The sequence below is a fragment of the Reyranella sp. genome (assembly GCF_044224635.1).
GTDB lineage: Bacteria > Pseudomonadota > Alphaproteobacteria > Reyranellales > Reyranellaceae > Reyranella.
This window is the reverse complement of the sequence record NZ_JBGAKA010000020.1, coordinates 1-15,020: the sequence shown is the minus strand read 5'-3', so window position 1 is coordinate 15,020 and position 15,020 is coordinate 1. Positions and strand designations below refer to the sequence as shown.

The 15,020-nt window shown below is 66.5% G+C and carries 18 protein-coding genes; 12 read left to right on the top strand and 6 right to left on the bottom strand.

Annotated elements, in window-relative coordinates:
- Positions 1 to 111: 111 nt before the first annotated feature.
- Positions 112 to 396 carry a hypothetical protein gene (locus ACILR9_RS18455; protein ID WP_395711416.1) on the bottom strand — a complete coding sequence of 95 codons (285 nt, stop codon included), beginning with the start codon at positions 394 to 396 and terminating at the stop codon, positions 112 to 114.
- Between the two features lie 124 nt (positions 397 to 520).
- On the opposite strand from ACILR9_RS18455, the gene ACILR9_RS18450 reads away from it, so the two are divergent.
- The 3 genes from ACILR9_RS18450 to ACILR9_RS18440 all read left to right on the top strand — a co-directional run bounded on the left by ACILR9_RS18450 (position 521) and on the right by ACILR9_RS18440 (position 2,523).
- A complete protein-coding gene (locus tag ACILR9_RS18450) occupies positions 521 to 646 on the top strand; it encodes a hypothetical protein (protein ID WP_395711415.1) in 126 nt (41 codons plus the stop codon).
- 65 nt (positions 647 to 711) lie between these two features.
- Entirely contained in the window at positions 712 to 1,935 is a 1,224-nt protein-coding gene (locus tag ACILR9_RS18445; protein WP_395711414.1) for an acyl-CoA dehydrogenase family protein, read from the top strand.
- Positions 1,936 to 2,148: 213 nt separating this feature from the next.
- Entirely contained in the window at positions 2,149 to 2,523 is a 375-nt protein-coding gene (locus ACILR9_RS18440) for a YidH family protein (protein WP_395711413.1), read from the top strand.
- 8 nt (positions 2,524 to 2,531) lie between these two features.
- Here the strand turns inward: ACILR9_RS18440 and ACILR9_RS18435 are convergent, their stop codons facing one another.
- Together ACILR9_RS18435 and ACILR9_RS18430 are read right to left on the bottom strand one after the other, a co-directional pair.
- Positions 2,532 to 3,122: a VOC family protein gene (locus ACILR9_RS18435; RefSeq protein WP_395711412.1), complete on the bottom strand. Its 591-nt coding sequence runs from the start codon at positions 3,120 to 3,122 to the stop codon at positions 2,532 to 2,534.
- Positions 3,123 to 3,146: 24 nt separating this feature from the next.
- Positions 3,147 to 4,118, bottom strand: coding sequence for a Bug family tripartite tricarboxylate transporter substrate binding protein (locus tag ACILR9_RS18430; RefSeq protein ID WP_395711411.1), 972 nt, complete (start codon positions 4,116 to 4,118; stop codon positions 3,147 to 3,149).
- Positions 4,119 to 4,181: 63 nt separating this feature from the next.
- On the opposite strand from ACILR9_RS18430, the gene ACILR9_RS18425 reads away from it, so the two are divergent.
- The 6 genes from ACILR9_RS18425 to ACILR9_RS18400 all read left to right on the top strand — a co-directional run bounded on the left by ACILR9_RS18425 (position 4,182) and on the right by ACILR9_RS18400 (position 9,037).
- Positions 4,182 to 5,093 (top strand): DMT family transporter, encoded by a 912-nt coding sequence (locus ACILR9_RS18425; protein ID WP_395711410.1) that lies wholly within the window; start codon positions 4,182 to 4,184, stop codon positions 5,091 to 5,093.
- A complete protein-coding gene (locus ACILR9_RS18420) occupies positions 5,090 to 5,860 on the top strand; it encodes a glucose 1-dehydrogenase (protein WP_395711409.1) in 771 nt (256 codons plus the stop codon). The genes ACILR9_RS18425 and ACILR9_RS18420 overlap by 4 nt, the downstream gene beginning before the upstream one ends.
- 26 nt (positions 5,861 to 5,886) lie before the next feature.
- On the top strand, positions 5,887 to 6,684 hold the full coding sequence (locus ACILR9_RS18415; protein ID WP_395711408.1) for an alpha/beta fold hydrolase: 798 nt from the start codon (positions 5,887 to 5,889) through the stop codon (positions 6,682 to 6,684).
- A 188-nt stretch (positions 6,685 to 6,872) separates the two neighbouring features.
- Positions 6,873 to 8,039: an acyl-CoA dehydrogenase family protein gene (locus tag ACILR9_RS18410; protein WP_395711407.1), complete on the top strand. Its 1,167-nt coding sequence runs from the start codon at positions 6,873 to 6,875 to the stop codon at positions 8,037 to 8,039.
- 201 nt (positions 8,040 to 8,240) lie between these two features.
- The gene (locus ACILR9_RS18405; protein ID WP_395711406.1) at positions 8,241 to 8,627 is read left to right on the top strand and encodes a hypothetical protein; all 387 of its coding nucleotides are present in this window, start codon (positions 8,241 to 8,243) and stop codon (positions 8,625 to 8,627) included.
- A gap of 59 nt (positions 8,628 to 8,686) precedes the next feature.
- Positions 8,687 to 9,037, top strand: a complete 351-nt coding sequence (locus tag ACILR9_RS18400; protein WP_395711405.1) for a hypothetical protein — start codon at positions 8,687 to 8,689, stop codon at positions 9,035 to 9,037.
- An 18-nt stretch (positions 9,038 to 9,055) separates the two neighbouring features.
- Here the strand turns inward: ACILR9_RS18400 and ACILR9_RS18395 are convergent, their stop codons facing one another.
- Entirely contained in the window at positions 9,056 to 9,478 is a 423-nt protein-coding gene (locus ACILR9_RS18395) for a VOC family protein (RefSeq protein WP_395711404.1), read from the bottom strand.
- A gap of 192 nt (positions 9,479 to 9,670) precedes the next feature.
- Between ACILR9_RS18395 and ACILR9_RS18390 the strand changes: the two genes are divergently transcribed.
- Positions 9,671 to 10,819, top strand: coding sequence for an alpha/beta fold hydrolase (locus ACILR9_RS18390; protein WP_395711403.1), 1,149 nt, complete (start codon positions 9,671 to 9,673; stop codon positions 10,817 to 10,819).
- 126 nt (positions 10,820 to 10,945) lie between these two features.
- Here ACILR9_RS18390 and ACILR9_RS18385 read toward each other — a convergent pair whose 3' ends face one another.
- Together ACILR9_RS18385 and ACILR9_RS18380 are read right to left on the bottom strand one after the other, a co-directional pair.
- The gene (locus ACILR9_RS18385) at positions 10,946 to 12,256 is read right to left on the bottom strand and encodes a M28 family peptidase (RefSeq protein WP_395711402.1); all 1,311 of its coding nucleotides are present in this window, start codon (positions 12,254 to 12,256) and stop codon (positions 10,946 to 10,948) included.
- Positions 12,249 to 13,127, bottom strand: a complete 879-nt coding sequence (locus tag ACILR9_RS18380; protein ID WP_395711401.1) for a LysR family transcriptional regulator — start codon at positions 13,125 to 13,127, stop codon at positions 12,249 to 12,251. Before ACILR9_RS18380 ends, ACILR9_RS18385 begins: the two co-directional genes overlap by 8 nt.
- 203 nt (positions 13,128 to 13,330) lie before the next feature.
- Here ACILR9_RS18380 and ACILR9_RS18375 point away from each other — a divergent pair, with 203 nt between their 5' ends.
- Both ACILR9_RS18375 and ACILR9_RS18370 read left to right on the top strand, forming a co-directional pair.
- Positions 13,331 to 14,074, top strand: a complete 744-nt coding sequence (locus ACILR9_RS18375; RefSeq protein ID WP_395711498.1) for an amino acid ABC transporter ATP-binding protein — start codon at positions 13,331 to 13,333, stop codon at positions 14,072 to 14,074.
- A gap of 65 nt (positions 14,075 to 14,139) precedes the next feature.
- Positions 14,140 to 14,943 (top strand): ABC transporter substrate-binding protein, encoded by an 804-nt coding sequence (locus ACILR9_RS18370; protein ID WP_395711400.1) that lies wholly within the window; start codon positions 14,140 to 14,142, stop codon positions 14,941 to 14,943.
- Positions 14,944 to 15,020: the final 77 nt, after the last annotated feature.

Here is a 15,020-nt window from a genome sequence, read left to right as displayed (position 1 = left end):
CGGCAGGCAAGCCTTTAGGACGATCGTCTTGCGCGACTGCTTCAGCCATGGCTGCGAGCACCCGGATCGGTCAAGAAGCTCAGGGGCACGAGCTCCAACCGTGGGAATGGCCTACGGATCTGGCTTGCCCTGGCGGAGAAGGCGAAAGCCGGCGTATCCAGCGATGATGGCAACCAGGGCAGCGACGGGAACCGTCAAGCCCCACAGCGCGAACTCCATCATCGTCACGTTGCGGGACGCAAGAAAGGCGGAAATGTGCTGCAGGAAGTCGGGACGGCAAACCAAGGCTTCAGAGTGTCCCGACGCACAATTGCTGTTGATCATGATGATCCATCCGATCATCCAGATTGCACTCGCTATCAGCCACAGCTGCAACAGGGCCAAACCGCTCTTCATCGGGCGCGCGCTCCGCTTCTGGGACACCAATGTCGATAGCGACAACCTGATCCCATGGCCTGCCACTCTATCTTGTATCGGCCTGGCATCGGCCGACGCTTGACGTAAATCAAGAAGCTGGCACGTGGTCTTCCTGGCCGCCGCCATGAACGCGCTGGCAGCCGTCCTGGCGCTGCTCGTGCTGCGGCCGATGCGCCGCAACCATCTGACGCACGCCCATTCGCTGCGCGAACAGGCGGGTGCGGCCTGAATGCCCGTTCACATCGGCCCGGTTTTCGGCCACATTCCGCCGCAGCACTGAGAGGGAGAGGCCATATGGATTTCGAATACTCCGATCGCAGCAAGGCGCTGCTGGAGAAGCTCAACAAGTACATGGACGAGGTCATCTACCCGGCCGAGCCCGTCTACGAGGAGCAGATGGAGAAGGCCAAGGACCGCTGGTCGCTGCCGCCGGTTCTCGAAGAGTGCAAGGCCGAGGCGAAGAAGCGCGGCCTGTGGAACATGTTCCTGCCGGCCGACCGGGCTTCGGGCGACACGCATGGCACGATGGGGCTCTCCAACCTCGACTACGCTCCGATCTGCGAGGTGCTGGGCCGCTCCTCGATCGCCTCGGAGTCGGTCAACTGCTCGGCCCCCGACACCGGCAACATGGAAGTGTTCGCCCGCTACGGCTCGGCCGAGCACAAGGAGAAATGGCTGAAGCCGCTGCTCAACGGCGAGATTCGCTCGTGCTTCGCCATGACCGAGCCGGCCGTCGCCTCGTCGGACGCGCGCAACGTCGAATGCCGCATCGAGGCCGATGGCAACGATTACGTCATCAACGGCCGCAAATGGTGGTCGTCGGGCATGGGCGACCCGCGCTGCAAGGTCATCATCCTGATGGGCAAGTCCGACCCCAACGCGCCGGCCTACCGCCAGCAATCGATGATCGTGGTGCCGCGCGACACGCCCGGCATCAAGATCGTCAAGATGCTGCACGTGTTCGGCTACGACGACGCGCCGCACGGCCATGCCGAGGTGATCTACGACAACGTGCGGGTGCCCAAGTCGGCCATCCTGCTGGGCGAGGGCCGCGGCTTCGAGATCGCCCAGGGCCGCCTCGGCCCGGGCCGCATCCATCACTGCATGCGCGCCATCGGCGTCGCCGAGCGGGCGCTCGAGATGGCGATCAAGCGCGCCAAGAGCCGCGTCGCCTTCGGCCAGCGCATCTCCGAGATGGGCGTGACCAAGGCCCATGTCGCCGACATGCGCATGGAGATCGACATGGCCCGTCTGCTGGTGCTGAAGGCGGCCTGGGCGATGGACAAGTACGGCAACAAGGAAGCGCGCCAACAGATCGCCATGATCAAGGTGGCGGTGCCCAACATCAGCTCCAAGGTGGTCGACCGCTGCCTGCAGCTGCACGGCGCGGGCGGCGTCAGCCAGGTCTTCAAGCTCGCCAGCATGTACGCCCACCAGCGCACGCTGCGCCTGGCCGACGGCCCGGACGAGGTCCATCGCGACCAGGTCGGCCGCATCGAGATCGCGAAGTACAACTGACGGTCTTCGCTCTCTCATTCTCCTCCCCAGCTTCGCTGGGGAGGTGTCGCCGTCCCACGGCGACGGAGGGGTCATGAGCAGCGGGACTGGGGCCTATGGCCCCTCCGCCCCCCGATTACGGGGGCACCTCCCCAGCCGAGCTGGGGAGGGGTTTAATCAGGGCGCGATCCTGCCGGGGTCGCGCCCTTTTCTTTGCCCGCCCGGGAGGCCTCAGTGGATCAGCCGAAGCCCAAAGCCCAGCACGTGACCGAGCATCTCGCCAACGAGCGGACCATCCTGGCCTGGGTACGCACGTCGATCGCGGTCATGACCTTCGGCGTGGCGCTGAACCGCTTCAGCCTGTTCCTGCTGGAGTTCCATCGCACGCCGGCGTCGGAGCAGGCCGTCAATCGCCACGCCGAGACAGTCGGCATCGGCATGATCGCGTTCGGCATCCTGATCATGCTCGGCGCCTCGTGGCACTATCTTCACGTGGCGCGGACCATCGACCAGGACACCTACCGGCCACGCCGCTTCATGATCATCGGCGTAGCGTTCGCCGTCGTCGCCATCGGCGGGACAGCGCTGGTCCTACTGTTCTCGAGCTAGCCCGATGACTAGCGACGGGCCGAGCCGAGCGGCGCCGGCGGCCCATCGGGCAACTTCATGAGGTCGCTCTCGGGCATGCCCGCCTCGTAGGCGGCAGCCATCTCGGCCGGATCGTAGGCAACGCCGATCGGGTTCTTGCGGAAGGCGTCCGAGGTGAAATAGGCCGCGCACTCTTCCTTGGTCTTGAAGCGATCGACCTGTAGCTCGACCGAATTGCCGTCCGGATCGCGATAGTACATCGAGATCGTCGGGCCGTGATGGATCGGCCGGTAGGGCTCGATGCCCTGGTCCTTGAGGCGGCGCCAGGTCGACAGAAGCTGGCCGATGTCGCGGAAGGTGTAGGCGACATGCGCCAGGCCCCACGACTTCTGGTCGGGCTCGTGCAGGCCCTCGACATTGACGACCGCCAGCCGGTGATGCTCGTCGTCGTAGGTCATGAAGCAGATGAAGTCGTTGCGCTGCACGACGTGCATGTTGAGCACGGTGCAGTACCAGTCGACCAGCTTCGGCATGTTGGACGAGCGCAACACGAAGTGCGCGAACAGAGAGGGCGCGACGGGCGTCGTATCGAGGGTGCGGCGGGCAACGATGGTGTCCATGGAGGTCCTCCTCGGGCTCGCAGTCTATTCCACCTTGATGCCGGTGTCGTCGATCATGCGTTTCCAGTAGGCGAGGTCGGCCTTCTGGCGCTCGGCAAAGGCCTCCGGGGTGGTGCCGATCGGATCGAAGCCCAGGGTCTTCCAGCGCTCCAGCGAGGCCGGCTCCATCAGCACCTTGTTGATGTCGGCCGAGAGCTTGTCGACGATCGGCCGCGGCGTCCTCGCCGGCGCGAAGATGCCGTACCAGCCTTCGATCGCGAAGTCGGGGAAGCCCGCCTCCTCCATCGTCGGCAGGTCCGGTGCCGATGGCGAGCGCTTGGCGCAGGTCTGGGCCAGCGCCTTGACCTTGCCGGCCCGCGCCTGCGGCAGCGCGGAGGGCAGATTGTCGAACATGTAGGCGATGCGACCGCTCATCAGGTCCGGCATGGCGGCTGCACTGCCGCGATAGGGCACGTGCGTGGCCTTGATGCCGGTCCGCTTCACCAGCAGCTCGGCGGCGACATGCTGGGAGCTGCCGGGCGCGGCCGAGGCGTAAGCGACGCCGCCGTCCTGCTTCTTGACCCAGTCGACGAACTCCTTCGCCGTATTCGCCGGCACTGACGGCGGAATCACCAGCGCCATGCAGGCCGTGCCGATCAAGGTCAGCGGCTGGAAGTCCTTGATCGGATCGTAAGGCAGGTTGGGAAAGAACAGGATGTTCGACGCATTGGTGCTCTGCGTGCCCAGCATCACCGTGTAGCCGTCGGGCGCCGCCTTGGCCACGAGGTCGGCGCCGATCGCGCCCGACGCGCCGCCCTTGTTCTCGACCACGACGCTCTGGCCCCAGATCTCGCCGAGCCGCGCCGTGAGGATGCGCGACAGCGTGTCGGTCGGCCCACCTGCCACGAACGGCACGATCCAGCGCACCGGACGGTTGGGGTAGGACTCCTGCGCCGCCGCCGTGCCAGCACAGGCCAACAGAATGGCGATCGACAATCCGTACAAGCGAAGCCGCATCGAGAAACCCCCTCCGTGCCGCGAGCTTGACCGTCGCTCGCCGCACAGGCAAGCCCGGTGCCAATGTCTGCCCCGGCCGTCGAAATCGATTCGCTCTCGCGCCTGATTCCCTCGCGCACGGCGCGCGGCTTCGTGCTGGCCGTCGTCTCGGGCATCTTCTTCAACTTCCTCAACGGCTCGGTGAAGGAGCTGGCGAGCGAGATGCCGCCGCTGTTCGTGGCCTGGGGACGCTGGATCGCCGGTCTCGCCGTGATCACGCCCTGGCTGCTCTGGCGCACGGGCATCGCCGGCCTCCACACGCAGGATCTGAAGCTTCACGCCTTCCGCGGCCTGTTCCACACCACCGGCTATGGCCTGTGGTACGAGGCGGTGGTGTGGCTGCCGCTCGCCACCATGGCGGCTCTGGGCTTCACCGGGCCGATCTTCGTCACCATCGGCGCCGTGGTCTTCCTGCACGAGACGGTGCACTGGCGACGCTGGGCCGCCGTCGCCGTCGGCTTCGCCGGCATGCTGGTGATCGTGCGGCCGGGCTTCGGCGAGCTGAACCCCGGCATCCTGATGATGCTTCTGGCAGTGCCGCTGATGGCCGGCTCCAACCTCGTGGGCAAGGTGGTTTCCGGCCGCGATCGGCCGGCCGGCGTGGTGTTCTGGCAGAGCCTCGTCGGCATGATCTGCTTCGCGCCGCTCGGCTTGTGGTATTGGCAGACGCCGAGCCTGGCGCAACTCGGCCTCTTCCTGTCCATGGGCGTGTTCGGCACGCTGGGCTACTTCTTCATCACCTGGGCCTATCGCCTGCTCGACATTTCCGCCCTGCAACCCATCACGTTCCTCGGCATCGTGTGGGCCGCCTTGATGGACGTCGCGGTCTGGGGCAAGACCTCCGACATCTGGACCTTCGTGGGAGCCGCGATCATCGTGACCGCCACGAGCTACATCGCGCACCGCGAGGCAAGAGCAGGAAGGAAACGAGCATGACCGACCGGCTGGCAGGCAAGGTGGCGCTGATCACGGGCGGCGCATCGGGACTGGGCGCGAACGCGGCCGCCCTGATGGCCCAGGAAGGCGCCAAGGTCGTGGTCGCCGACATCGCCGTCGACCGCGGCAGGGCGGTGGCCGACAAGCTGGGCTCGGCCGGCCATTTCGTGAAGCTCGACGTCACCAGCGAGGACAACTGGAAGGCCGCCATCGCCGAGGCCATCGACAAGTTCGGGGCGCTGCACGTGCTGGTGAACTCAGCCGGCATCGGTCTGGGCAAGACGGTGGAGGACATCACGCTCGAGGAATGGCGGCGCGTCCATGCCATCGACCTCGACGGCGTCTTCCTCGGCTGCAAGCACGGCGTTGCCGAGATCAAGAAGCACACCCATCGGCTGGGCGGCTCCGTGATCAACATCTCGTCGATCTCGGGCATCATCGCCGGCGCCAACATGGCGGCCTACAACTCGGCCAAGGCGGGCGTGCGGCTGCTCAGCAAGTCGGTGGCGCTGCACTGCGCCAAGTCGGGCTACAACATCCGCTGCAACTCGGTGCACCCGACCTTCATCGATACGCCGATTCTCGACCGCTACCGAGACCGCTTCGGCAACGAGGTGATGCAGCAGAAGCTCGGCCGCCAGGTGCCGATCGGCCGACTCGGCCGGCCCGAGGAAGTGGGCTGGGCCCTGGTGTTCCTCGCCTCGGACGAATCGAGCTTCATGACCGGCTCGGAAGTCGTCATCGACGGCGGCATCTCGGCGATGTGAAGGCTACAATATCGGAGGCACGACCCATGCTGCTCGCTCACGACAACCGCAAGATCTACTTCGACCTCGCCGGCCCGCAGGGTGCGCCGACCGTTTGCTTCACCCATTCGCTCAATGCCGATGGCGGCATGTGGGTCGAGCAAATGGTGCCGCTGCTCGGCGCCGGCTATCGCGTGCTGCGCCTCGACATGCGGGGCCACGGCGGCAGCAGCCCGGTCGAGGGCGACTACACGATGGACGCCCTCGCTGCCGACGTCAAAGGCGCGCTCGACGTGCTGGGCATCGCCAAGGTGCACTATGTCGGGCTGTCGATCGGCGGCATGATCGGCCAGGGCTTCGCGTTGGCCAATCCCGATCGGCTGCTGTCGCTGACGCTGTGCGACACCCAGCCGTCGACGCCGCCCGGCTCGACCGGGGCGTGGGACGAGCGCAAGGCGGTCGTGCGCAAGGCCGGCACCTTGGCGGCGCTCGCCGACAGCACCATGGAGCGCTGGTTCACCGACGAGTTCAAGCAGGTCAACGCGACGCGCTGGCGCGAGGTGCGCGACACGATCAGCAACACGACGCCGGCCGGCTTCCTCGGCTGCGCGTCGGCGATCCAGAACTTCAACTACGAGGATCGCCTGCCCACCATCAAGGTTCCGACCCTGGTGATTTGCGGTGACGAGGATGCCGGCACCCCGCCTGACCGCAACCAGCTCATCGCGTCGAAGATCCCTGGCGGCCGCTACGAAGGCATCGCCAAGGCGCGCCACCTGCCCAACGTCGAGCGGCCCGAGCAGTTCAACCGCCTCCTGATGGGCTGGCTGGGGGTGAATAGGTAGCAAACCTTCCTCCCCAGCGCATCGCTGGGGAGGTGTCGCCGTCAAAGGCTTTTGGCCGCTCTGCGGCCAAAATGCCGATACGGCGACGGAGGGGTCATGAGCCTCAGTTCCGTTGCCCATGACCCCTCCGTCCGCTTCGCGGACACCTCCCCAGCGAAGCTGGGGAGGAACAGATTGAAAGGACCGACATGGATTTCGCCTTCTCCGAAGACCAGCTCGCGATCAAGGACAGCGTCGCCAAGCTGTGTGCGCAATTCGACGACAAGTATTGGCTGAAGAAGGACAAGGAGGGCGGCTTCCCGGCGGACTTCTACCAGGCGATGGCCGATGCCGGCTGGCTCGGCATCGCCATGCCGGAGGAATATGGCGGTGCCGGGCTCGGCATCACCGAGGCCGCGCTCCTCATGCAGACCGTGGCCGAGTCGGGTGCGGCCCTGCAGGGCGCATCGGCGATCCATCTCAACATCTTCGGGCCCAACCCGATCGTCGTGTTCGGCACCGACGAGCAGAAGAAGCGCATCCTGCCCGACATCATCAAGGGCAAGGTCAAGGGCTGCTTCGCCGTCACCGAACCGGATGCCGGGCTGAACACCACGGCGCTCGACACCAAGGCCGAGCGCGACGGCAACGGCTACATCGTGCACGGCAAGAAGACCTTCACCACCACGGCACAGATCGCCGACAAGATGCTGCTGATCGCCCGCACCACGCCCAAGGACAAATGCCGGCGGGCGACCGACGGCCTGTCGCTGTTCTACACCGACTTCGACCGCTCCAAGATCGAGGTGCGCGAGATCGACAAGATGGGCCGCAAGGCGATCGACACCAACCAGGTGTTCATCGACGGCCTCAAGGTGCCGCTCGAGGACCGCATCGGCGAGGAAGGCAAGGGCTTCCACTACCTGCTGCACGGGCTCAACCCCGAGCGCGTGCTGATCGCCGCCGAAGCAATCGGCATCGGCAAGGCCGCGCTCGCGAAGGCTACTCAATACGCCAAGGAGCGCACCGTGTTCGGCCGGCCGATCGGCAAGAACCAGGCGATCCAGCATCCGCTGGCCGAGAGCTGGATGCAGCTCGAGGCCGCCAACCTGCTGACCTTCAAGGCGGCCTGGCTCTACGACAACGGCCGCGAATGCGGCGCCGAGGCGAACTCGGCCAAGTACCTCGGCGCGCGCACCGCCTACGACGCCTGCGAGCGCGCCATCCTCACCCATGGCGGCTACGGCTACGCCAAGGAGTTCCACGTCGAGCGCTTCCTGCGCGAGGTCATGATCGCCCGCATCGCGCCGGTCAGCGAGCAGCTCATCCTGTGCTACGTCGCCGAAAGGATGCTCGGCCTGCCGAAGAGCTACTGAGCGGTTCCTGTCATGTCATCCTGAGCGTAGCGGCGGATCTCATCGCCGTGGGACAGGCAGCACTCTGCCGCTCCCGTTCCTGAAACTATGCCCGATTGCGGCCGAAAAGTGTCATTGCGACCGGAACAGCGCGGCAACCTGTCCCGTACCAGCCGCGTTCATTGGCACACGACCTCCCGCGAGGGGTTTGAGGAGGATCCTATGACTCACAGTCAATTGCATGCCGGTGCAGCGCTCGGAAGCGCGCTGCTGGTCGCGGCTTTTGTCGCCTTCCTGCCACCCGTGCCGCCGGTATCGGCCCAGAGCCTGGCCCAGCGGATCTGCCGGGAGCAGGGATTGAAGCCGGGAATGGAGGGCCATGAATACTGCCTGTCGCAGACTACCCGCTCGCTCGAATGGGGCGAGCCGGAGATGGCTTACAAATTTGCCCGGGTCGCGGCCCGCGCGCGCGAAGCCTGCCTGTCGTACGGCCTGCAGATGAATACGTCCGGCCTGCAGGCCTGCATCGACAAGGAAACCGCAGCGCGGGCCCTGCTGGTCTTCGCCACCGAGGAGCCGAAGTATGGGCCGCAGGTCGCCAACGACTAGTCGCTGAGCGGCCTCCACAGCTCGCCACCCACCGCGGCCGTGGTCCGGAAGGAGGACGCATGACTCGCAAGATGATGATCATCGTCACCCTCGGCGCCCTGGCGCTGACCGCCGCGGTGCTTCCTCGGGCTGATGCCCAGACGGGACAAGCGCTGGTTCTCGCCGAGCAGGTCTGTCTCGAGAACGGCGTGACTCCGAGCACGGCTGCGTTCGAGGGCTGCGTCGCCCGCGCGGCGCTGGCCTTCGATCGCGGCCAACCCGACGTTGCCGGCCGGCAGGCGCGCGCGACGCGAGAGGCGCGCGAAGTCTGCCTGTCCTACGAACTCTCGCCGGAATCGCTGGGTTATCGACAGTGCGTCGTCGCCGAGGTCGAGCGGGCGCTCAACCAGCTGGCCGAGCACCACGAGTGACGGGCTTCACTGTCTGTGTCACAGGCCGAATGTCACGCGACCATCGACGGAGATCGGCCAGGCCGGATTGAAAGCGATTTCCCACACGTGATCGTCAGGATCGGCGACGTAGCCGCGTAAACCGCCGGGCGGCGGCTTATCCGCGGCACGCAGCGGCATGCCGCCGTACGCCGCCAGTCGATCGAGCAGAGGCTGCACGTCCTCTTCCGAGCGAACATTGTGCGCGACAGAGAATGCGCCTTGCCGGGCGAGGCCGGACCGTTGCATGTCAGCTTCCAGCGCGCCGGTGAGCCATGTACCCAGCATCAGGCCGTTCATCTGGTAGAAGACGATCTCCGCGTTCTCGAACACAGGCATCCAGCCGAAGCCGCCGACATAGAAATGCTTCGAGCGCGCGACGTCCGCGATGCCGAGCGTGATCACCGAAATCTGCTGCTGCATGACCGAGGTCCTCTTCCCTTGCCGGCGTGACAGGGATGCCGGCGCGGGCCGTGGCGGCAGGGAGCGTGGCGCTGATCCTTCCCGCAGGAGTCCGGCGCGTCCAATGCCGGGTGACCCACGCCGGCCTGCCATTTTCGACAGCTTCAACGTAGGCTGTGACCGTCCTTTTGCAACGACCCACGGATTGGAACCATGGAAGCGCTTTCCGCCTCTGTCTTGCCCGCCGGCGTGCGTGCGCGCATCCTGCCTGGGATCAACGGCCTCGACATCCACGTGCTGGAAGCCGGCTTCGAGACCAAGGGCCGGTCGGCGGTGCTGCTGCTGCACGGCTTTCCCGAGCTGGCCTACAGTTGGCGCAAGGTGCTGCCGGCGCTGGCGGCGGCCGGCTACCATGCCATCGCGCCCGATCATCGCGGCTATGGACGCACGACTGGCTGGGACGCCGACTACGACGGCGACCTCGCGAGCTTTCGCTTCACCAACCTGCTGCGCGACGCGGTCGGCGTGCTGTTCGCGCTCGGGCACCGAACGGCGGAAGCTGTCGTCGGCCACGATTTCGGCGCCTCCATCGCCTCGTACGCCGCCCTGGTGCGGCCCGACATCTTCAAGCGCATGGTGCTGATGAGCGCTCCCTTCGGCGGCCTGCCCGCCCTGCCGTTCGACATCGCCGACAAGCCATCCGCATCGGGCGCGCCCCCCGATATCCATGCCGCGATGGCAACCCTGCCGCGGCCGCGCAAGCATTACCAGTGGTACTATTCGACGCGTCCCGCCAACGCGAACATCTGGCATGCCCGGCAAGGCGTGCATGATTTCCTGCGCGCCTACTACCATCACAAGAGCGCCGACTGGAAAGCCAACAAGCCGTTCCCGCTGAAAGGCTGGATCGCCGAAGAGCTCGCCAAGATGCCGACCTACTACATCATGGATCTGGCCGACGGTATGGCCGAGACGGTGGCCAAGGAGATGCCGACGCCGGCCGAGATCGCCAACAACACGTGGCTGCCCGATCGCGAGCTCAAGGTCTACAGCGACGAGTACATGCGCACCGGCTTCCAAGGTGGCCTCAACGCCTATCGCGTGCGCACCACCGGCCGCTTCGGTGCCGAGCATGAGATCTTCAGCGGCCGAACCATCGACGTGCCCGCGACCTTCATCTCGGGCCTGAGCGACTGGGGCATCTACCAGAATCCCGGCGCCATCGACCGCATGCAGAAGACGGCCTGCACCCGCATGAAGGAAATCCACCTCCTCGAAGGCGCCGGCCACTGGGTGCAGCAGGAGCAGCCAGACGAGGTCAACCGCCTGCTGCTGCAGTTCCTGAGGACGGCGGCGATGTGAGAGGAGCGCAAAGGTTCCTCGCTGCGCTCGGGATGACATCGAGGGTGTTGCTACAAAGATGATGTCATCCCGAGCAAAGCGAGGACCTTTGCTTCGTCGCCCGGTCAGCCCTTCTTCATCGCCTGACTAGCTGCGCCACCTCTCCACTTCCGCCGGGTCCGCATTGCAGGCGGCGGCGACGAGGGCCGCCGTGAAGATCGTCGCCGTGCGCAGCTCGCCCTGGCCGATCTTGTCGCGCGTGTCGGCGGGGGTGAGGACGAGGCGGAGGTTGGCGGCGGGGTCATCGAAGCCGGCGACGAGGCGCAGGGCGGGGATGCCGGCCTGGGCGAAGTTGGCGTGGTCGGAATTGGTCATCAGCGGGCGCACGGTGCGCACGCCGAGCCCGTTGGCTTCGGCGACGTCCAGGACGAATGGCTCGACGCCGCCGAAGCCGCTGGTCAGGGCGGCGAGGTTTGGGCTGCCGGCCACCGAGTCGAGATTGACGTTGAGCGCGATGCGGCGGCGCTCAGCCTCGCCGAGCGACTCGACATATTGCGCCGATCCGGTGAGCGCCCACTCCTCGACGCTGAAGAACATGACCCGCAGGCCACGACGGAAGCCCGCCACGTGCGGCGCCAGCGCCCGCGTCACCGCGAGCACCGAGGCGAGCCCGGTGCCGTTGTCCATGGCGCTCTCGGCGAGGTCATGGCCGTCGACATGGGCGCTCAGCACGACCCATTCGCCGGTCCTGCCGGGATAGTCATAGAGCAGGGTCTCGGTCTCGGCCGGCCCCTCCTCCGTCTCGATCGTCATGGTGACGGTGGGATAGCCCTTCGCGCGACGGGCAAGCCGCGCCGCCGTCTCGGGCGCGATGCCGAGCGCGGGAATGCCGTCGCCCGCCTGCCGGCCCGAGGATCCGGCAACGACATGGCCGAGCAAGGGGCCGGCGATCAGGAACCCCGCCGCGCCATGAGCACGCGCGGCGTCGTACTTGCGCCGGCGATGGATGGTGCCGGCCGCGAACATCAGCTCGTGGCGCACCAGGACGATGCGGCCCCCGATCTCGGCGGCGTGCGCTTCGAACTCCTCGGGCGTGCCGCGGCCGAGATCGATCACCTCGGCCGTGAGACCCTGCGGCGGCGTCGCGATGGTGCGAACCAGCGGATGGCACGCCGCGAGGCTGCCGTCGGGCAGGCGCAGGAACGCCCGCTTCGCCCGCCAGCCGCCGTAGGGCACGGGAATGGAGCGGCCGGAATTGGCCGGCGACGCCGCCCGCACGCGCTCGCGCAGCAGGGCGAAGGCGCGCTTCTCGCTCTCCGTGCCGGCCAGCCGGCCGCCGCAATCGCAGATGTCGTTGAAGTCGCGCCACAGGCCGGGATCGGCCAGCAGCTCAGCGGCGATGGCCGGGTCGAGCCCGAGCGGTCCTCCTGAGGCCATGGACACTGTCGCGTCAGCCACCGAGCTTGCCCTCCAGCAGCTCGAGGAAGGATGCCGCCAGCACCGACGGCTCGCGGTCGGCGCGATGGAAGACGCCGATCTCGTAGACGATCGCCGGCTCGAACGGCCGGATGACCAGGCCGAGATGGGAGAAGCTCGCGGCCGACAGCCGATCGACCAGCGACCAGCCGGCGCCCGCCGCCACCAGCGCGCACAGGGTGGCGAAGAACTCGGCTTCCGCCACGATGTTCAAGGCCGCGCCGGCCGAGGCGAAGGCGGCGAAGATCCGCGTCGGGACCTGCTGGGAGCGCACCGGCAGGACCATCGGATGCTCGGCCACCAGCTTGGGCGTCAGCACCTTGCGCGACACCAGCGGATGGCGCGGCGGCAGGATGGCGACGCAGCGCATGCGGTATTTCACGAGCTTGACCGCCGTGTCGTCGATCGGCAGCTCGGCGATGCCGATATCGAAGCTCTCGCTCGGCAGGAGCTGGCTCACGACGTCCGAATGGCGCGATACCAGGCGCACCGAGACGCCGGGCCGCGACTGCAGGAAATCGGCCACCAGCGGCGGCAGCAGCGAGATCGCCGCCGACGGGTGGCTGGCGATCACCAGCCGCCCCGCCTGGCCTTCGCGAATCTGGGCCGTGGTCGTGGCCAGACGATCGACCTCGCTCAACACGCGATTGGCTTCGGCATAGAACAACAATCCTTCAGGGGTGGGCTTGAGCCGGCCGCCCGAGCGCTCAAACAGGGCAAAGCCGATCATCTCCTCGAGGCGCGCGATCTGCGTGCTGACGGCCGGCTGGGTGACCCCCAGCACGCTGGCCGCCGCCGTGACCGAGCGATGGTCGACGACCGCCCGGAACGCTTCCAGCAGCTTGACATCCATGGACGTATAAGCACCCGTTATCGGAATTCCCGCCCCTTCTGTGAGCGTTTGTAGCAAAGCATCTGCCAAAGCTGGAGAGGAATAAGAGCGGGCATAGGAATTGCTTATGTCAGCCGGACGAGTAACCTTCGCTTCGGGAGGGGACGGGATTCATGGCGCTAGCGCCGCTCATCAGCGAGGAACCAACAAGCGTGACGACGCCCATCATCGTGGCGGAAGAGGTGACCAAGCGGTTCGGCACGCACCAGGTGCTGACCCGGGTCACGCTGCCGGTCATGGAGCGCGACGTCGTCTGCGTGGTCGGCCCGAGCGGGTCGGGCAAGACCACGCTGCTGCGCTGCTTCGCCCTGCTGGAGGCGCCGAGCGAAGGCCGCATTGTCATGCAGGGCACGACGATCGCGACGCCCGAGCCCGATCGGCGGACCAGGGCGGCGCAACGCGCCGTACGTTCCGACATCGGCATGGTGTTCCAGCATTTCAATCTGTGGCCGCATATGTCGGTGCTGGAGAATCTGATCGAGGCGCCGCTCAGGGTGAAGCGCCTGCCGCGCGACCAAGCGATCACCGTCGCCGAGGCACTGCTGGCCAAGGTCGACCTGTCGGACAAGCGCGATGCCTATCCGGCGCGCCTGTCGGGCGGCCAGCAGCAGCGCGTGGCGATCGCCCGCGCGCTCGCCATGTCGCCCAAGGTGCTGCTGTTCGACGAGGCGACCAGCGCGCTCGACCCTGAATTGCGCCGCGAGGTGCTGATGGTCATGCGCCAGCTGGCGAAGGAAGGCATGACGATGCTGGTGGTGACCCACGAGATGGGCTTCGCGCGCCATGTCGGCACGCGCACGGTCTTCATGGATCACGGCGAGATCGTCGAGCAGGCCCCGGGGGCGCAGTTCTTCGATGCGCCGCAGACCGAGCGGGCCAGGCGATTCCTGCAGCAGTTCGAGGATTGACGGGGAAGAGTGACGAGAGGAGGCCGATCATGGGTGTGAGGACGACAGGTATGAGGATCATGGGTATGAGGGCGATCTGGGGGGCGCTGGCCCTCGCCGGCATGGCCGGGCTGACGATGGCGGCGCCGGACGCCGCGGCGCAGCAGACGCAGTCGCGTCTCTACGACGTGACCAAGAGCAAGAAGCTCAGGGTCTGCCAGTTTCCGCTCTACTACTCGATCTCGTTCCGCAATCCCAAGTCGGGCGAGATCGAGGGCATCGATGCCGACCTCGCCAAGGAACTGGCCAAGGAGCTCGACGCCAAGCTCGAGATCGTCGAATCGAGCTTCGCCACCTTCATCGCCGACCTGCAGGCGGGCAAGTGCGAGATCGGCATGTTCGGCGTCGGCGCGACGCTGAAGCGGGCGCAGGCGGTCGAGTTCTCCAAGCCCTACCTGATCACCAACATCTACGTGGTCACGCGCAAGGACAGCAAGGTCAAGAAGTGGGAGGACCTCGATCAGAAGGGCATCAATGCCGCGGCCTCGCTCGGCAGCTACATCGAGGTGTTCATGAAGGGCTACCTCAAGAATGCCACGGTGGTGTCGATCGCCCCGCCCAACACCCGCGAGGCCGAGCTGGTGGCCGGCCGCGTCGACGCCATCCTCACCGACTTCCCGACGGCCATCAAGGTCACCGACGAGTTCGACTGGGCGACCTACATCCTGCCGGCCGACAAGCTCGCGGTGACGCCCTACGCCTATGTCGTGCCGCCGGGCGACCAGATCTGGCTGAACTACATCAACCTGTTCGTCGACACCATCAAGCTCGACGGCCGGCTGTTGAAGTACGCCAAGAAGCACAAGCTCGACCCGATCGTGGCACCGTGACGATCTCTCATGCTCCTCCCCAGCTTCGCTGGGGAGGTGTCCGCGTCCAAGGCGTTTGGCCGCTTTGCGGCCAAACG

Coding starts and splice junctions, on each gene's coding strand:
- ACILR9_RS18455 (WP_395711416.1), bottom strand. CDS start 396: ATGAAGAGCGGTTTGGCCCTGTTGCAGCTGTGGCTGATAGCGAGTGCA.
- ACILR9_RS18445 (WP_395711414.1), top strand. CDS start 712: ATGGATTTCGAATACTCCGATCGCAGCAAGGCGCTGCTGGAGAAGCTC.
- ACILR9_RS18435 (WP_395711412.1), bottom strand. CDS start 3,122: ATGGACACCATCGTTGCCCGCCGCACCCTCGATACGACGCCCGTCGCG.
- ACILR9_RS18430 (WP_395711411.1), bottom strand. CDS start 4,118: ATGCGGCTTCGCTTGTACGGATTGTCGATCGCCATTCTGTTGGCCTGT.
- ACILR9_RS18425 (WP_395711410.1), top strand. CDS start 4,182: ATGTCTGCCCCGGCCGTCGAAATCGATTCGCTCTCGCGCCTGATTCCC.
- ACILR9_RS18420 (WP_395711409.1), top strand. CDS start 5,090: ATGACCGACCGGCTGGCAGGCAAGGTGGCGCTGATCACGGGCGGCGCA.
- ACILR9_RS18415 (WP_395711408.1), top strand. CDS start 5,887: ATGCTGCTCGCTCACGACAACCGCAAGATCTACTTCGACCTCGCCGGC.
- ACILR9_RS18410 (WP_395711407.1), top strand. CDS start 6,873: ATGGATTTCGCCTTCTCCGAAGACCAGCTCGCGATCAAGGACAGCGTC.
- ACILR9_RS18405 (WP_395711406.1), top strand. CDS start 8,241: ATGACTCACAGTCAATTGCATGCCGGTGCAGCGCTCGGAAGCGCGCTG.
- ACILR9_RS18400 (WP_395711405.1), top strand. CDS start 8,687: ATGACTCGCAAGATGATGATCATCGTCACCCTCGGCGCCCTGGCGCTG.
- ACILR9_RS18395 (WP_395711404.1), bottom strand. CDS start 9,478: ATGCAGCAGCAGATTTCGGTGATCACGCTCGGCATCGCGGACGTCGCG.
- ACILR9_RS18390 (WP_395711403.1), top strand. CDS start 9,671: ATGGAAGCGCTTTCCGCCTCTGTCTTGCCCGCCGGCGTGCGTGCGCGC.
- ACILR9_RS18380 (WP_395711401.1), bottom strand. CDS start 13,127: ATGGATGTCAAGCTGCTGGAAGCGTTCCGGGCGGTCGTCGACCATCGC.
- ACILR9_RS18370 (WP_395711400.1), top strand. CDS start 14,140: ATGAGGGCGATCTGGGGGGCGCTGGCCCTCGCCGGCATGGCCGGGCTG.